The sequence below is a fragment of the Pseudomonas oryzihabitans genome, assembly GCF_006384975.1.
Classification (GTDB): domain Bacteria; phylum Pseudomonadota; class Gammaproteobacteria; order Pseudomonadales; family Pseudomonadaceae; genus Chryseomonas; species Chryseomonas psychrotolerans_B.
In genome coordinates this window covers 2,014,633-2,028,386 of record NZ_CP021645.1, presented here as the reverse complement: position 1 = coordinate 2,028,386, position 13,754 = coordinate 2,014,633, and the positions used below count along the sequence as shown (strand labels likewise).

Genomic DNA, 13,754 nt, shown 5'->3' with positions numbered 1-13,754 from the left:
GAAGCTTGGCGCGAAGCGGGCTGCAGGCGTACTGTCAGGCTACGCGATACGCTGGTTGTGCATCTCCATCCTGCACACAATCTTCAGGAATCAGGTGCCGCCCGCAAGGTCCGGAGCGGTTGTCGTTTTACAGCTGGCACCCTGGGTGCCGCTGCCTTTGGTTACCAGGCGGATCGCGGATCGCCACTCACCCCCTTGGGTAGAATCGGCGGTCCGCTGGACGGCCAGACGTCCAGTAACTATTGCGTTTGCAGCTCTTGTTTCGCGGACCGAACCGACAGGTCTCGCGAGCGGCGCCATCCAGACAGGACGAATAACCGCCTCCGGACTATAGCAGCAAGCTTTAAGTGCTTCAAATAAGGGAAAATTGGTATCATTCGCCGATGACTAAACCTCCCTCTCCCAGCACCGGCGTTCAGCTGCTCGACGTGCCAGCCGACTATGCCGGCCAGCGCATCGACAACTTCCTGCGTACCCAACTCAAGGGCGCACCCAAAACCCTCATCTATCGCATCCTGCGCAAGGGCGAAGTACGGGTGAACAAGGGGCGCATCAAGCCCGACTACCGTTTGCAGGCCGGTGACCAGGTGCGGGTGCCGCCCCTGCGGCTCTCCGAGCCCGACGAGCCGGCACCCCTGGCGAAGGGCTTGCTCGAGCGCCTGGAGGCCTCCATCGTCCATGAGGACAAGGCTCTCATCGTCATCAACAAGCCGGCCGGCATTGCCGTGCATGGCGGCAGCGGCCTGTCCGGCGGGGTCATCGAGGTCTTTCGCCAGTTGCGCCCCGAAGCTCGCGATATCGAGCTGGTCCATCGCCTGGACCGGGATACCTCCGGGCTGCTGATGATCGCCAAGAAGCGCAGCATGCTGCGTTTTCTGCACGAGGCACTACGCGGTGACGGCGTGGACAAGCGCTATCACGCCCTGGTGCGTGGCCACTGGCCGGCGGCCAAGAAAAAGATCAGCGCGCCGCTGCTGAAGAACACCCTCAGATCCGGTGAGCGGATGGTCGAGGTCAACGACGAGGGCAAGGAGGCACTCACCGAGTTTCGCGTGCTGCGTCGCTATGGCGAATTCGCCACCCTGGTCGAGGCGCGACCGGTGACTGGGCGGACCCATCAGATCCGCGTCCATGCCCGTCACGCCGGGCACGCCATCGCCGGCGATCCCAAGTACGGCGACGAAGACTTCTCCCAGGAGATCCGCGACCTGGGTGGCAAGCGGCTGTTCCTGCATTCGGCGAGTCTGTTGATTCCGCTGCCCGAAGGCGGCGAGTTACGTCTCGAGGCGCCGGTCGACAGCACCTGGAGCCAGACGCTGGAGCGGCTGGATGCCTGATTACCAGCTGCTGATCTTCGACTGGGATGGGACCCTGGCGGATTCCATCGGTCGGATCGTCGAGGTGATGCACGTGGCTGCCGAGACGCTGGGTCTGCCGCCCCGCAGCGACGTGGCGATCAAGGGCATCATCGGGTTGGAGCTGGTGGCAGCGATCCAGACCCTCTATCCGCACCTGGTCACCCAGGAGCAAATCGAAGGCTTCCGCGACGCCTACAGCGCCGAGTTCGTGCGTCGCGAGCAAGAGGCTTCGCCCCTGTTTCCTGGCGTGCTGAGCGCGCTGCAGCGATTTCGCGCGCTGGGCTATCAACTGGCCGTGGCGACCGGAAAGAGTCGCCGTGGGCTGGCGCGTTCGCTGCAACAGCATGGTCTGACCGAGTTCTTCGATGTCACCCGCTGTGCGGATGAGACGGCCGGCAAGCCCGATCCGCAGATGGTGCAGGAAATCCTCGCCCATTGCCGCGTGGCGCCGGAGCGGGCGCTGCTGGTGGGGGATGCTGTGTTCGACCTGGAAATGGCGCGGCGCGCCGGGGTCGATGCGGTCGGCGCGAGCTATGGTGCCCAGCCAGCGGAAGTCCTCAGGGATTTCGCGCCGCGCTTGATGATCGAAGCCTTCACGGACCTGGCGCTTTGGCTGGGTGACAACGATGTGGTCAGGAGAGAGGTCGGGCATGGCTGACGAGTGGAAGGAAGACAGCGGGCGTGCGCGCCCGGCGGACGACAAGACCTGGGCCCTGATCGAGAAGACCATGCTCGCCAGCGTGCAGGAGCAGCGGCGGGCACGACGCTGGGGCATATTTTTCAAGCTGCTGACCTTCGCCTATCTGATTGTCATGCTGGTGCTGTTCACGCCTCTGCTGTCGCTGGGCAAGAAGGGTGGGGTGACCGAGTCGGGACCTCATACCGCGCTCATCGAACTCAAGGGCGTGATCGCTGATGACGAGAAGGCCAGTGCCGACAACGTGGTGACGGCGCTGCGTAAGGCCTTCGACGACAGCAATACCCGCGGTGTGATACTGCGCATCAACAGCCCGGGCGGCAGCCCGGTGCAGTCCGGCTACATCTACGATGAGATCAAGCGCCTGCGCGGCCTGCATCCGGATATCAAACTGTATGCGGTCATCGCTGACCTCGGGGCCTCGGGTGCCTACTACGTGGCCAGCGCGGCCGATGCCATCTATGCCGACAAGGCCAGCCTGGTGGGCTCCATCGGCGTGACCGCGGCGTCCTTCGGCTTCGTCGGCACCATGGAAAAGCTGGGCGTGGAGCGCCGGGTCTATACCTCCGGCGAGCACAAGGCCTTCCTCGATCCCTTCCAGCCGGAGAAGCCCGACGAGACGCGGTTCTGGCAGCAGGTGCTGGATGTCACTCACCAGCAGTTCATCGACAGCGTCAAGAAGGGGCGGGGTGATCGCCTCAAGGTAGAGGGGCATCCCGAGCTGTTCTCCGGCCTGGTCTGGTCTGGCGAGCAGGCATTGCCGCTGGGCTTGATCGATGGTTTTGGCAGTGCCAGCTACGTGGCGCGGGACGTGATCAAGGAAGAGCGCCTGGTCGATTTCACCCAGCAAGACTCGCCTTTCGATCGTTTCGCCAAGCGCCTGGGCGCCAGCGTCGCCGAACGCCTTGCCCTCTATATGGGCTGGCAGGGGCCGACGCTGCGCTGAGGTTTGACCTACCGCTGGTCCTAGGGCACTTGCAGGCCTGTTTCGCGCAGCAGTGCGGCCAGGCGGATGAGGGGGAGGCCGATCAGGCTGGTCGGGTCATCCCCTTGCATCGCCTCGAACAGGGCAATGCCCAGTCCCTCGGCCTTGAAGCTGCCAGCGCAATCGTAGGGCTTTTCGGCCAGCAGATAGCGGTCGATGGTCGCAGCGTCCAATTGGCGAAAGCGCACCTGGAAATCCACGACCTCGCTTCGGCATTGCCCGGTTCGGCTGTCCAGCACGGCCAGTCCGGTATGGAACACCAGGGTGCGACCACTGGCTCGTGCCAGTTGCTGATGAGCCCGTTCGTGACTCAAGGGTTTGCCGATGATCTCGCCGTCGATGGCGGTGGTCTGGTCCGAGCCTATGATGAGGGTGGCTTCCGGCTGATCGCCGAGGGCTGCGGCCTTGGCCCTGGCCAGGCGCTCTACCAGCGCCCGTGGCTGCTCGCCGGGCAGGGGCGTTTCGTCGATATCGGGCGACTGGTGGGCGAAGGGCAGTTGCAGTCTTTCCAGCAATTGGCGGCGGTAAGGCGAGCTGGAAGCGAGTAGAATACGGGGCATCAGTTTGTTCTCGGGCGAGGCCGACCAGAGGTCGGTCGGAGTCGCTTCGGGGTTAATTTCCTTTGACAGCCGTAAGGCCGTCCCTATAATGGCGCGCTTATGTTGAATGGGCCAATTCCACCTCAGGTCGATCCTCGCAAATTGGCGGATCGCGGCGTAACCCTCAAGGGTGAGCTGCCTCTCGCGAACATGCGGCGTGTCGGCGAGCAGCTCGTGAAGTCCGAAGGCGCGGTAGCCGTCGTCCTCGACTTCGGGCGTGATCAACAGCGGCAGTTCGTCATCCACGGTGTCCTCGATGCCGCGGTCGAGATGATTTGCCAGCGTTGTCTGGAGCCGGCAGTGCTTCCCATCCACAGCGAATTCGATTTCGCCGTGCTCTGGGAAGGGCAGTCGGCCGATGCCTTGCCACAGGGTTACGATGCCCTGGAGGTTGGCGAAGATCCTTTGGATCTGCATGGGCTGGTCGAAGACGAGCTGTTGCTCGCGCTGCCGATCATTCCCGCGCATCCCGCAGGAGCTTGCCAGCATCCGGAAGGTTTCGAGGCGCCCGAAGAGCCGGCGGACGAGGAAAAGCGACCCAACCCGTTCAGTGTACTTGCGCAGTTGAAGCGTGACCCAAACGTTTAGGAGTTAAATCATGGCTGTTCAGCAGAACAAAAAATCCCGTTCCGCTCGCGACATGCGTCGTTCGCACGACGCCCTCGAAGCGAACGCCCTGTCCGTGGAAAAGAGCACCGGTGAAGTTCACCTGCGCCACCACGTGTCGCCCGACGGTTTCTACCGCGGTCGCAAAGTGATCGACAAGGGTTCCGACGAGTAATCCTCGATCGAAACCGTCATCGCGATCGATGCAATGGGCGGGGACTTCGGTCCCCGCTCCATTGTTCCTGCTTCAATAAGCGCTCTCGAGCGTTTTCCCACCTTAAGTCTTCTCCTCTGTGGTCAGCGCGACGCCTTGTCGGCCTGGTCACCACCTGCTTCCCTCGCTACTCGCCTGCACTTCGACTACGTAGATTCCGCCGTTGGGCCCGATGAGCGTCCCGCCAGCGTCGTGCGCAGTCGCGCTCGCACTTCCATGCATGCCGCCTTGGAGGCCGTCCAGCAAGGGCGCGCCCAGGGTTGCCTGAGTGCCGGCAATACCGGCGCCTGGATGGCACTGGCGCGGCTGCTGCTCGGAACGCTGCCGGAGATCGATAGACCCGCCATGATGTCGGCGCTACCGGGGCGGGGAGAGCATCAGACGCTGCTGCTCGATCTCGGCGCGAATCTCGATACCACCGCCGAACAGCTGGTGCAATTCGCCTATCTGGGAGCGGGAGCCGCCCAGGCACGCGGCCTGGCGCGGCCGCGGGTGGCCTTGCTCAACGTCGGTCGCGAGCCCGGCAAGGGTACGCCGGTGATCCAGGAGGCGGCGCGGCGCCTGGCCCAGAGTCAGGCCTTCGACTTCACCGGCTTCGTCGAGGGCAGCGATCTCTATGCTGCGGTCGCGGATGTAGTGGTCTGTGACGGCTTTACCGGCAATGCCGTACTCAAGTCCGGCGAAGCCCTGCTGCGCCTGCTGGTCGAGCGCAGCGGCACGGCCTCCTGGCTCGAACGTCGTCTGTTGCAACCCTGGCTGGCCCGGCGTTTTCGCCAGTGGGACCCGGAGCTGCGCAATGGCGCGAGCTTTCTCGGCCTGAATGCGGTGGTGGTGAAAAGTCATGGCGCCGCGGGCGAAGTCGGTCTCGTTCAGGCCATCGAGCGCGCCCTGCATGATGTAGAGACTGATCTCCCCGGGCGTATCCGGTTAAACTTGGCGGCTCTGAAAGCGGTGTGACCGACCGGTCGACACCGACATCTCAGTCTATCCGTGGCGGAACAGAGCTTTCGCCAGCAATGGACCCACAAGAGACCTGCCTATGTCTGCCTCTCTCGCTTTCGTCTTTCCCGGCCAGGGTTCCCAAGCCTTGGGCATGCTGGGTGAGCTGGCCACGCACCATGCGCTGATCGGCGAAACCTTCGCGGAAGCCTCCGCCGTTCTCGGCTACGACCTCTGGACGTTGACCCAGCAGGGTCCGCAGGAGTCGCTCAACCAGACCGACCGTACCCAGCCCGCCATCCTGACCGCGTCCATCGCGCTGTGGCGTCTGTGGCTCGCCGAAGGGGGCGCCAAGCCCGCCTATGTCGCCGGCCATAGCCTGGGCGAGTACTCGGCGCTGGTGGCCGCCGGCAGCCTACCGTTCGCCGAAGCCGTGCGTCTGGTGGCTCGCCGTGGCGAGCTGATGCAGCAGGCCGTGCCGGCCGGGCAGGGCGGTATGGCCGCCATCCTCGGTCTGGAAGATGCCCAGGTGCTGGCTGCCTGCGCCGAAGCTGCCCAGGGTGACGTCGTGAGTGCGGTCAATTTCAACGCCCCGGGCCAGGTGGTCATCGCCGGTTCCGCCGCCGCCGTGGAGCGCGCCATCGAGGCCTGCAAGGCCCTGGGTGCCAAGCGCGCCGTGGCCCTGCCGGTGAGCGTGCCTTCGCACTGCGAGCTGATGCGTCCGGCGGCCGAACGCTTCGCCGAAGACGTCCGTGGCTGCACCTGGAGCGCGCCGTCGATTCCCGTGGTACAGAACGTCAATGCCGGCGTGAACACCGATCTGGACAGCTTGCAGCAGGATCTGCTGGCCCAGCTGTACAGCCCGGTACGCTGGGTCGAGTCCGTGCAGTACCTGGCGGCCCAGGGCGTCACCCACCTGGTGGAGTGCGGCCCGGGCAAGGTACTGGCCGGTCTGAACAAGAGATGCGTCAAGGGCGTGGAAACCCTGTCCCTGGACACCCCCGACGCCTTCGCCGCCGCCCGTGCGGCTTTTTGAATCGAGGAACACGAGATGAGTCTGCAAGGTAAGGTCGCCCTGGTCACGGGCGCCACGCGTGGTATTGGCCAAGCCATCGCCCTGGAACTGGGTCGGCTGGGCGCCACCGTGATCGGCACCGCGACCAGCGAGGCGGGCGCCCAGCGCATCGCCGAGTCGCTCAAGGCCAACGGCATCGAAGGCACCGGCCTGGTGCTCAACGTCTCCGACAACGCCTCCGTCGCGGCCGCCCTCGAGCAGGTCCAGGCGCAATTCGGCGCCCCGTCGATCCTGGTCAACAACGCCGGCATCACCCGCGACAACCTGATGCTGCGGATGAAGGACGATGAGTGGTTCGACGTGATCGATACCAACCTCAACAGCCTGTTCCGACTGTCCAAGGCCGTGCTCAAGGGCATGACCAAGGGCCGCTGGGGCCGCATCGTCAGCATCGGCTCGGTGGTCGGCGCCATGGGTAACGCTGGGCAGGCCAACTACGCCGCCGCCAAGGCCGGTCTCGAAGGCTTCACCCGGGCCCTGGCCCGCGAGGTGGGTTCGCGCAACATCACCGTCAACGCGGTAGCCCCCGGCTTCATCGACACCGACATGACCCGTGAACTGCCGGAGGCCCAACGCGCAGCGCTGCTGACCCAGATCCCGGCCGGTCGCCTCGGGCAAGCCGATGAAATCGCCAAGGTGGTAGGCTTCCTGGCGGGTGAGGGCGCGGCCTATGTGACCGGCGCCACGATCCCCGTGAACGGCGGAATGTACATGAGCTGACCGGCGTTACCCCGCGCGGCTATTGCGCTAAGCTGGTAAACTGTCGCACCAGCAATGGCCGCGCATACGTCTTGATGTCGCGTCAGCTTGAAATACGGAAATCCCTTTCTATACACTTACGCGCAATCCGTTGTGCGGATTTTTCCTTTAGGAGTGAGAACACGGTATGAGCACCATCGAAGAACGCGTTAAGAAGATCGTCGCTGAGCAGCTCGGCGTGAAGGAAGAGGAAGTTACCAACAGCGCTTCCTTCGTCGAGGATCTGGGCGCCGACTCCCTTGACACCGTCGAACTGGTGATGGCTCTGGAAGAGGAATTCGAGACCGAAATCCCGGACGAGCAGGCTGAGAAGATCACCACCGTCCAGGAAGCTATCGACTACATCGTTGCTCACCAGCAATAAGTAGCCGCCAGTTTCGGACATCGAAAGCCGCACGTCCTGCAGGGCGTGCGGCTTTTCTTTAGGTCCAGTATTAAGCTCGTTGAAATCGGCTTTTTTTAAGTGGGGTGGCCGCCCCGGAAGGACAAGAGGAGTTGGGTGTGTCGCGTAGACGTGTCGTGATCACGGGTATGGGCATGGTATCGCCGCTTGGCGCGGACGTAGCCAGCAGCTGGGAGGGCATCCTTGCCGGCCGCAGTGGCATTGCGCCGATCGAGCATATGGACGTCTCTGCCTTCAGCACGCGGATCGGCGGATCGGTCAAGGGATTCGATGTGGAGCAGTACCTGTCCGCGAAGGAAGCCCGCAAGCTGGATCTGTTCATCCAATACGGTCTCGCTGCCAGCTTCCAGGCCATGCGTGACAGCGGTCTCGAGATCAACGATGGCAATCGCGAGCGCGTGGGTGTCGCCATGGGTTCCGGCATCGGTGGACTGACCAATATCGAGGCGAATTGCCAGTCGCTGCTCGCCCAGGGTCCACGCCGTATTTCCCCCTTTTTCGTACCGGGCTCCATCATCAACATGGTGTCCGGCTTCCTGTCGATCCACCTGGGTCTGCAGGGTCCCAACTATGCCATCGCCACCGCCTGTACCACGGCGACGCACTGCATCGGCATGGCGGCACGCAACATCGCCTACGGTGAGGCCGATGCCATGGTCGCCGGCGGTTCGGAGATGGCGACCTCGGGTTTGGGTCTGGGCGGCTTCGGCGCGGCGCGTGCCCTGTCGACCCGCAATGACGATCCGACCCGTGCCAGCCGCCCCTGGGATCGCGACCGTGACGGCTTCGTGCTGTCCGATGGCGCCGGCGCCCTGGTGCTGGAAGAGTACGAGCACGCCAAGGCGCGGGGCGCCCGCATCTATGCCGAGCTGATCGGTTTCGGCATGAGCGCGGACGCCTTCCATATGACTGCACCGCCGGAAGACGGCGCGGGTGCCGCGCGCTGCATGAAGGCGACCCTCAAGGACGCCGGTATCGCGCCGGAGGCGGTCGACTACGTCAATGCCCACGGCACCTCCACGCCGGCCGGCGACCTGGCCGAAGTGGCGGCCCTGAAGCAGGTGTTCGGCGAGCAGGCCAAGCGCCTGAGCGTCAGTTCCACCAAGTCCATGACCGGTCACCTGTTAGGTGCCGCCGGCGCGGTGGAGGCCATCTTCACGGTGCTGGCGCTGCGTGACCAGGTGGCTCCGCCCACCATCAATCTGGACAATCCCGGCGACGGCTGCGATCTGGACTTCGTGCCCCACGAGGCGCGGCAGCGGCCCATCGAAGTGGCCCTGTCCAATTCGTTCGGCTTCGGTGGCACCAACGGCAGCCTGGTGTTCCGGCGCGTCGACGCTTGATCCAGGACTGGCTCAACGGCCAGCCGCTGGGCGCCGGGCTGCAACGTGACCGGGGCCTGGCCTATGGCGATGGGCTGTTCGAGACCATCGCCGTACGCCGCGGCCAGCCGCGCTTGCTGGAACGCCATCTGCAACGGCTGGCCCTGGGTTGCCAGCGGCTGGGTATCCCTTGCGATATCGCCCAGGTAGGTAGCGAGATCCAGGCCTATGCGGCGCTGCTGGGGGAGGGCGTGGCCAAGCTGCTGCTGACCCGCGGCGATGGCTTGCGCGGTTACGCGCCACCGGCCGAGCCCGAGGTACGCCGTCTGCTGCTGGGATCGCCAGCGCCCGCTTATCCCGAGGCCAATGGAAACGAGGGTATCGCCCTCTATCCCTGCGCGACGCGCCTGGCCCGGCAACCCCTATTGGCCGGTCTCAAGCACCTGAATCGTCTGGAGCAGGTACTGGCCCGGGCTGAATGGGGCGGTACGGAGTACGCCGAAGGCCTGATGCTCGACCAGGACGGTCGGCCAATCGAAGGGGTATTCAGCAATCTGTTTCTGATCCGCGACGGCGAGTTGCTGACCCCAGCACTCGATCACTGCGGCGTGGCCGGCGTGATGCGCGGTCTGCTCCTCGAGATCGCCGCCCGGGACGGCATGAGGGTACGGGTGTCGGCGCTGGCGTTGGATGAGCTGCTGCGGGCCGATGAGATTTTCCTCTGCAACAGCCAATACGGTATCTGGCCCGTGCGCCGGTACGCAGCCGCGAACTGGTCGGTAGGGCCGCTGACCCGTAAACTGCAAGGTTCGATAAACGAGATTCTGGAATAGCCGATGCGCAAGGCGAGAGCTCTGCTGACGGCGCTGCTGGCAGCCGGTGGCCTGCTGCTGGTCATGGCTGGCTGGCGCCAGCACCAGGCGCTGATCCAGCCGCTGAAGGTCGATGGCGAGCAACTGTTCGAGATCGACAAGGGCGCCACCCCAGGTGGCAGTCTGGTGCGTCTGCAGGACGAGGGTGTGCTGGATGGCGCCTTCTGGCTGCGGCTGTATTGGCGCTTCAACCTGGCCGGGCAGACGCTGCACAGCGGTGAATATCGCCTGACGCCGGGCATGACCGTGCAGGACTTGTTAACGCTGTGGCGCAAGGGCGAAGTCGTGCAATACAACCTGACCCTGGTGGAGGGCTGGAACTTCCGTCAGGTCCGGGCCGCCCTGGCACGGCAACCCAAGCTGGAGCATGACACCGAAGGTCTCGACGATGCCGCCCTGATGAAGCGCCTAGGCTTGGACGGCGAATACCCCGAGGGTCGCTTCTTTCCCGACACTTATCGCTATGTGAAGGGCCAGCGCGAGTCGGAGCTGCTACGCCAGGCCAACCAGCGCCTGCAGGCCGTGCTCGACCAGGAATGGCAGGAGCGCGATCCCACCGTCCCCTACAAGGACCCCTACCAGGCGCTGATCATGGCGTCGCTGGTGGAGAAGGAGACCGGTGTACCCGAGGAGCGTGACGAGATCGCCGGGGTGTTCGTGCGACGCCTGGCCGCCGGCATGCTGCTGCAGACCGATCCCACGGTGATCTACGGCATGGGCGAGCGCTATACCGGGCGCATCACCCGTGCGGATCTGCGTGAGCCTTCGCCCTATAACACCTATCTCAACCCGGGGCTGCCGCCCACGCCGATCGCCATGCCGGGACGCGAGGCCATCCATGCGGCCCTGCATCCCAAGGACGGCGACAGCCTGTACTTCGTCGCCCGCGGCGACGGCAGCCACGTCTTCTCCAAGGATCTCGAGGCGCACAACCAGGCGGTGCGGGAGTTCCAACTCAAGCGGCGCGCCGACTATCGCTCGAGTCCTGCGCCGCAGGCACCCGAAACCAAGGACACACCATGACCGGAAACGGCCTCTTCATTACCCTCGAAGGCCCCGAGGGCGCCGGCAAGAGCACCAACCGCGACTATCTCGCCGAATTGCTGGGTGGCTCCGGACGTGAGGTGGTGCTGACCCGTGAACCGGGCGGCACGCCTCTGGCGGAACGTATCCGCGAGATCCTGCTAACGCCGGCCGCCGAACCCATGGCCGTGGATACCGAATTGCTGTTGATGTTCGCGGCGCGCGCCCAGCATCTGGCCCAGGTCGTCCGGCCGGCCCTGGCGCGGGGCGCCCTGGTGCTCTGCGACCGCTTCGTCGATGCGACCTACGCCTATCAGGGCGGTGGCCGCGGCGTGCCGGTCGAGCGCATCGCCACCCTGGAAGCCTTCGTGCTGGGCGATCTGCAACCCGATCTGACCCTGGTGTTCGATCTGCCGGTGGAAATCGGCCTGGCCCGTGCCGCCCGGCGCGGTGCCCTGGACCGCTTCGAGCAGGAGCAACGGGCCTTCTTCGAGGCGGTGCGCCAGACCTATCTGCAGCGCGCCCAGGCCAAGCCTGAGCGCTACAGCATCATTGATGCCTCGCGCACCCTGGACGAGGTGCAAGCGGACCTGCGCGCGTTGGTCGCCCGGTTGGAGTCGCGCCTCGGTGGCTGACGTCTATCCCTGGCAGGCAGAGCTCTGGGCGCGGATCTGGCCCCGGCGGCAGCATCCGCACGCCTATCTGCTGCACGGTCCTCGCGGGATCGGCAAACGCGATCTGGCCGAACGGCTGGCCGGGCTGCTGCTGTGCCAGGCGCCCCAGGGCGAAGCCGCCTGTGGGCAGTGCAAGGCCTGTGCGCTGCTGAAGGCGGGAACCCATCCCGATTATTGCGTGATCCAGCCGGAAGAGGCCGAGAAGCCCATTCGCGTCGACCAGATCCGCGCGTTGGTGGACTTCGTCACCCAGACCGCGCAGCTGGGTGGGCGCAAGCTGATCCTGCTGGAGCCGGTCGAGGCGATGAATCTCAACGCCGCCAACGCCCTGCTCAAGAGTCTGGAAGAGCCCTCGGGTGCTACCGTGCTGCTGTTGGTCAGTCATCAACCGAGTCGCCTGTTGCCGACCGTGCGCAGTCGTTGCGTGCAGCAGGCCTGCCCGGTGCCCACGCGGGCGGAAAGCCTCACCTGGCTGGGCGAGCGCCTGCCGGAGCTCGACGAGGAGATCCGTACCCAGTTGCTGGTGCTGGCCGGTGGCTCGCCGCTGGCGGCATTGCGCCTGCACGGCGAAGACGTGCTCGCCCGGCGGGCCCAGGTGGTGGAGGGAGTGAAACGCCTGCTCAAGCGCCAGGCAGCGCCCAGCCAACTGGCTGAGAGCTGGAACGCCGTGCCCTTGCCGCTGTTGCTCGACTGGTTCTGCGAATGGACCCATGGCGTGTTGCGTCAGCAGTGGGGCGGCGCCGACGGGGAAGCCGCGCCGGACATGGCCAAGGTGCTGGGTTATCTGGCCGAGAAAAGCGCGCTACACGAGGTTCTGGCCCTGCAGGAATGGCTGCATGCCGAGCGGCAGAAGGTGCTGGGCAAAGCCAACCTCAACCGCGTATTGTTGCTGGAATCGCTGTTGATCCGCTGGGCCGGCCTGGTGCCCGGACGCTAGCGATCCGCTCGTATCGCCTGTTTCGAGAGAATCTCATGAGTCTGCCGCAGAACCTGGGCCCCCGTAATGGCATCCTGTCGCTCACCATCAAGGACAAGTCGGTGCTCTACGCCGCCTACATGCCCTTCATCCGCAACGGCGGGCTGTTCATCCCGACGGGCAAGACCTACAAACTGGGCGACGAGGTCTTCATGCTGCTGAACCTGATGGACGAACCGGACAAGATCCCGGTCGCCGGCAAGGTGGTGTGGATCACGCCCAAGGGCGCCCAGGGCAATCGCGCCGCGGGCGTGGGGGTGCAGTTCAACGATGGCGACAATACCGCCCGCAACAAGATCGAAACCTATCTGGCCGGCTCGCTGAAGTCGGACCGTCCCACCCATACCATGTGATGCGTCGCCGTCCCGCTCGGGGCGGGGCGTCTCCCGATTCAAGGCTATTTTTCGTGCACTTCGTCGACTCCCACTGTCACCTGGATCGACTCGATCTTTCCCTGCATGATGGCTCCCTGGACGCAGCGCTGGACGCCGCGCGCGCGCGAGGCGTCAGCCAGTTCCTCTGTATCGGCGTCGATGCCGGCAACGCGCCCACGGTGCAGGCCCTGGCCGAGCGCTATGCGGACGTTCACTGCGCGGTGGGCATCCATCCGCTGGATGCCGCCCAGGGCAGCGCCATCGATCTCGATTGGCTGCTGGAGCGGCTGGCCCATCCCCGTGTTGCGGCCATCGGCGAGACCGGACTGGATTACCACTACCAGCCGGATACCGCCGAAATCCAGCAGCGCTCCTTCGCCCTGCATCTGGAAGCTGCCCGGCGTACTGGGTTGCCGCTGGTGATCCATACCCGTGAGGCGCGGGCGGATACCCTGGCCATGCTGGCCGCCGCCGAGCTGCCGGGCGCCGGAGTGTTGCACTGCTTCACCGAGGACTGGGCGACGGCCAAGGCGGCCCTGGATCTGGGCTTCTACATTTCCTTTTCCGGCATCCTGACCTTCCGTAACGCCGCCGATTTGCGCGAGGTGGCGCGCCAGGTGCCGGCTGATCGCCTGTTGGTGGAAACGGATTCGCCTTATCTCGCGCCCGTGCCCCATAGAGGCAAGGCCAACCTGCCGCAATTCGTGGTGGAGGTCGCTCAGTGCCTGGCCGATGTCCGTGGTGTCAGCCTCGAAACCCTCGCCGAGCAGACGACGACCAACTTCCGCCGACTGTTTCCTCGCGCCGTCCTTTGACCCGCAAAAAAATGGCCCGGGTATCCTCGGATACCCGGGCCGGACCAGCGGTTCGCCGGGACG

General features: G+C 65.0%; 17 protein-coding genes. 16 read left to right on the top strand and 1 reads right to left on the bottom strand.

The window, feature by feature from the left end; genetic code table 11:
• The first annotated feature begins 383 nt into the window (after positions 1-383).
• Genes rluC through CCZ28_RS08975 form a run of 3 tightly spaced genes read left to right on the top strand, consistent with a single transcriptional unit; the run spans position 384 to position 3,001 of the window.
• On the top strand, positions 384-1,337 hold the full coding sequence (gene rluC, locus CCZ28_RS08985) for a 23S rRNA pseudouridine(955/2504/2580) synthase RluC (protein WP_058768613.1): 954 nt from the start codon (positions 384-386) through the stop codon (positions 1,335-1,337).
• Positions 1,330-2,016: an HAD-IA family hydrolase gene (locus CCZ28_RS08980; protein ID WP_140217513.1), complete on the top strand. Its 687-nt coding sequence runs from the start codon at positions 1,330-1,332 to the stop codon at positions 2,014-2,016. Before rluC ends, CCZ28_RS08980 begins: the two co-directional genes overlap by 8 nt.
• The gene (locus tag CCZ28_RS08975) at positions 2,009-3,001 is read left to right on the top strand and encodes a S49 family peptidase (protein WP_140217512.1); all 993 of its coding nucleotides are present in this window, start codon (positions 2,009-2,011) and stop codon (positions 2,999-3,001) included. Before CCZ28_RS08980 ends, CCZ28_RS08975 begins: the two co-directional genes overlap by 8 nt.
• Positions 3,002-3,021: 20 nt before the next feature.
• On the opposite strand, the gene CCZ28_RS08970 is transcribed toward CCZ28_RS08975, so the two are convergent.
• Complete coding sequence (locus tag CCZ28_RS08970) at positions 3,022-3,600, bottom strand: Maf family protein (RefSeq protein WP_140217511.1); 579 nt, start codon at positions 3,598-3,600, stop codon at positions 3,022-3,024.
• A 99-nt stretch (positions 3,601-3,699) separates the two neighbouring features.
• Between CCZ28_RS08970 and CCZ28_RS08965 the strand changes: the two genes are divergently transcribed.
• The 13 genes from CCZ28_RS08965 (at position 3,700) to CCZ28_RS08905 (ending at position 13,691) form a co-directional block, all read left to right on the top strand.
• Entirely contained in the window at positions 3,700-4,227 is a 528-nt protein-coding gene (locus CCZ28_RS08965; protein ID WP_058764609.1) for a YceD family protein, read from the top strand.
• Between the two features lie 10 nt (positions 4,228-4,237).
• Positions 4,238-4,420, top strand: coding sequence for a 50S ribosomal protein L32 (gene rpmF / locus CCZ28_RS08960; RefSeq protein ID WP_007160601.1), 183 nt, complete (start codon positions 4,238-4,240; stop codon positions 4,418-4,420).
• 6 nt (positions 4,421-4,426) lie between these two features.
• A complete protein-coding gene (plsX, locus tag CCZ28_RS08955; RefSeq protein WP_437179214.1) occupies positions 4,427-5,416 on the top strand; it encodes a phosphate acyltransferase PlsX in 990 nt (329 codons plus the stop codon).
• A gap of 82 nt (positions 5,417-5,498) precedes the next feature.
• Entirely contained in the window at positions 5,499-6,434 is a 936-nt protein-coding gene (fabD, locus tag CCZ28_RS08950; RefSeq protein ID WP_140217509.1) for an ACP S-malonyltransferase, read from the top strand.
• 15 nt (positions 6,435-6,449) lie between these two features.
• On the top strand, positions 6,450-7,193 hold the full coding sequence (fabG, locus tag CCZ28_RS08945) for a 3-oxoacyl-ACP reductase FabG (protein ID WP_058764601.1): 744 nt from the start codon (positions 6,450-6,452) through the stop codon (positions 7,191-7,193).
• 166 nt (positions 7,194-7,359) lie between these two features.
• Positions 7,360-7,596: an acyl carrier protein gene (acpP, locus tag CCZ28_RS08940; protein ID WP_007160597.1), complete on the top strand. Its 237-nt coding sequence runs from the start codon at positions 7,360-7,362 to the stop codon at positions 7,594-7,596.
• A 137-nt stretch (positions 7,597-7,733) separates the two neighbouring features.
• Positions 7,734-8,978: a beta-ketoacyl-ACP synthase II gene (fabF, locus tag CCZ28_RS08935; protein ID WP_140217508.1), complete on the top strand. Its 1,245-nt coding sequence runs from the start codon at positions 7,734-7,736 to the stop codon at positions 8,976-8,978.
• Positions 8,978-9,790, top strand: coding sequence for an aminodeoxychorismate lyase (gene pabC, locus CCZ28_RS08930; protein ID WP_205894673.1), 813 nt, complete (start codon positions 8,978-8,980; stop codon positions 9,788-9,790). Before fabF ends, pabC begins: the two co-directional genes overlap by 1 nt.
• Before the next feature lie 3 nt (positions 9,791-9,793).
• Positions 9,794-10,852 (top strand): endolytic transglycosylase MltG, encoded by a 1,059-nt coding sequence (gene mltG / locus CCZ28_RS08925; RefSeq protein ID WP_140217506.1) that lies wholly within the window; start codon positions 9,794-9,796, stop codon positions 10,850-10,852.
• Positions 10,849-11,487 (top strand): dTMP kinase, encoded by a 639-nt coding sequence (gene tmk / locus CCZ28_RS08920; protein ID WP_140217505.1) that lies wholly within the window; start codon positions 10,849-10,851, stop codon positions 11,485-11,487. Before mltG ends, tmk begins: the two co-directional genes overlap by 4 nt.
• Positions 11,480-12,463 (top strand): DNA polymerase III subunit delta', encoded by a 984-nt coding sequence (locus CCZ28_RS08915; RefSeq protein ID WP_140217504.1) that lies wholly within the window; start codon positions 11,480-11,482, stop codon positions 12,461-12,463. The genes tmk and CCZ28_RS08915 overlap by 8 nt, the downstream gene beginning before the upstream one ends.
• A gap of 35 nt (positions 12,464-12,498) precedes the next feature.
• Positions 12,499-12,855 (top strand): PilZ domain-containing protein, encoded by a 357-nt coding sequence (locus tag CCZ28_RS08910; RefSeq protein ID WP_058764591.1) that lies wholly within the window; start codon positions 12,499-12,501, stop codon positions 12,853-12,855.
• Between the two features lie 53 nt (positions 12,856-12,908).
• Entirely contained in the window at positions 12,909-13,691 is a 783-nt protein-coding gene (locus CCZ28_RS08905) for a TatD family hydrolase (RefSeq protein ID WP_058773572.1), read from the top strand.
• Positions 13,692-13,754 lie beyond the last annotated feature (63 nt).